Here is a 2,131-nt window from a genome sequence, read left to right as displayed (position 1 = left end):
GAGATTAAGCCAAAAATTGAGTGAGCTAGATAAAAATGCCAAAATGGTAGAGTTTAAAATAGACTTTAAATTCAAACTAAAACCTTTTTATGCAATATTACAAGGAAGTGATACTTATAAACAAGAGCCTTTAGACCCAAAGCAACCAACTAAACCTTGTATCTTTCAAACCTGCATTCAACATCTTAGATTCCCTAAACAAAAACAAAAAAAGGCAAATATAGGCATTATCAAGGCTTATAAGCAAGAGAATAGCGAATTTATTGATAATGATTCATCTCTATCAAATCCTCATAATGAAATCTACACCATAGACATAGAACAAGAAATACAATTAAGGGCATTTATTTATGAGAAGCAAACCTATTATAAAGTAAAAGACAAATATCAAAAAGGTGAGGAACGGAAGAAAAAAATAGACGAATTAAAGCAAGGTAATATCATTAAAACCATTATCGCTGATAAGCATAGATTTAACGATATAGCAGAAGAGGATATTAAATGGGCATTTAAGGTAGTAAATGGGAGTTATAAAAAAGGCAGAGAGGATGCATTTCCATCGCTTGGTAATAAGCAAATTTATACAATTTGTAATAACAATGATAAACAAGAAAGCCAACAAAACAATTTTAAATTAAAAGTTATCCCCAAAGGTTATGTAGAGATAACAAACAAACAAGGAGATTGTATTGACTTAAAACTTGCTGATTTGTTTGATGAAAATTTATTTAATCCCAACAACAAAGAAACACTCATAAATAAAAATATCATATTCTTTGCTTATGTTAATACTCCAACTTATCATATTTATAGTAAAAATGGCAACAATGTTTTAACCGACCGCGTCCCTTCCATAGAACTAAAAATACTTAAAACGCGCTTTAGTTTAGAGTTTGATGGGCAAACCTTGCAATTTTTAGAAAATAAGCGCGTTATTAGGGAATGGAATGCTAGAAGTGGAGTAGCAATAAAAAATAATAAAATAAATGATACAGAGATAAAACCCAAAAATAGAGCAAGTGTTTATTTTTCACAAACAGATAAAAATAAAAGTTTCTATTATGATGACCCAAAAAATACACAAGATTTTTTACCAGAAATTGACAATAATGAATCATATTTTGTTACAATTCCACTAGATAATGCTATATATATGCCTACTTCAAGCACTAAAGCATCAGATTTAGCATCATATCTATCAGTAGATTTTTTTAACCTAAAAATTACAAAGAGAGATGATAAAAACACGGTGGTAGATGTTGCACAAATTGATAATCAGCAGTTTAAAACAGCAGAAAAAGACAATAACAATAAAAATATCAATTTAGGATATGAGTATGATGACTTTATTCAAACGCTACTTGCGCATATTAAGTCAAAAGAATCTATAAATATCCCCCTTAATGTGAAATACCAAAAACGGATTTTAATTCTCATTGAGCGATTCAAAGAAACTAATGAATCTACAATGGGTAGAATGAATATATTTATCGATGGCAAAAGGATAGATTCTAATGGTAATTTTATAGAAAAAAATATAGCGCAAGACAATAAAGAATATGAAATGTTTAACCCTTTTTCATTACCAAATGATGAAAACAACTATGCTTACATACTAGAGCGCAATGGACCTGATAGCATAGGTGGAGAGCTAAAGCTACGAATCCCAGAGGGGGGGTATGGGGTTGTGTGGCATAAAGTTTATAAGAATGGCATAGAAGTTAAAAGACACTTTCAAAATAATACATTAAATCTAAAAAATAGTTTTGTTCATCACAATAGACATATACTTATACACGATGGGTTTTCTCCAAAAATGAGCGATGGTTGTTTGTTAATCAAAGCAAAAGAAGTAAAAGATAAAGATGGTAACATTGTGGATAATGTTTTAGATAAGGAATATAAAAGCCTAACTTTTCATAATTATGTGCAAGGCGAATTAACAAAAGAAATACTTGGCAAAACGACAAATAATATAAAAGAATTTGTTGAAATGTATATTGAAGTGAGGGTTAGAAATAAATTTGAGATAAATAAGACAAATAGACAATATGATGATTTGAGAGATATTGAAGTGATGGGGCAGGGCAATGTTGATATAAGTGCTGTAACGGAATATTCCAAAAATATA

The 2,131-nt window shown here is 29.7% G+C and carries 1 protein-coding gene; it reads left to right on the top strand.

Going from position 1 to position 2,131, the window contains the following annotated elements:
• Positions 1-16 precede the first annotated feature (16 nt).
• On the top strand, positions 17-2,131 hold a 2,115-nt coding region (locus ACWIX0_RS13355; RefSeq protein WP_454174474.1), incomplete at its 3' end, for a DUF5675 family protein.

The organism is Helicobacter sp. T3_23-1059 (assembly GCF_053654515.1).
Note: the sequence above shows the minus strand (reverse complement) of the source record. Positions and strands in the feature narration are given on the sequence as shown.